Source organism: Staphylococcus sp. ZWU0021, assembly GCF_000798895.1.
In the GTDB taxonomy this organism is placed as follows: Bacteria; Bacillota; Bacilli; order Staphylococcales; family Staphylococcaceae; genus Staphylococcus; species Staphylococcus saprophyticus.
The window spans coordinates 1-347 of the sequence record NZ_JTLN01000008.1; the positions used below are offsets into that span (position 1 = coordinate 1).

At 40.6% G+C, this 347-nt stretch carries 1 pseudogene; it reads right to left on the reverse strand.

Annotated features, from left to right (window positions below):
- Positions 1 to 347 (reverse strand): annotated as a pseudogene (locus tag L987_RS03245) (transglycosylase); the annotation flags it as partial.

Below are 347 nucleotides of genomic sequence, written 5' to 3' on the forward strand. Positions count from 1 at the left end.
TTTGTGTAGTTGCTTCTTGTTGTGGTTGTTGTGTTTCTTCAGTTTGTGGTGCAGCTTCTTGTGCTGGTTGTTCAGTTGAAGCTTGCTTAGTTTGTTGTGGTTGTTCAACTTGTTGTGGTTGCTCAGCAGTTTCTTGTGCTGGTGCATTAGTTGAACCTTGTCCATAGCTCCAAGTCCAATATTGACCATCTGATTGGAAACTATAGTCAGTATTATTATAGTTAAAGTTAATGTCGTAAGCACCGTCTTGAACTGGTGCTGCATTTAATGATTCTGGATTACTTTGAGCTTGTTGTGCTACTTGTGCTTTGTCAACGCCTTGTTCTGAAGCGTCTGCTGAATTTCCT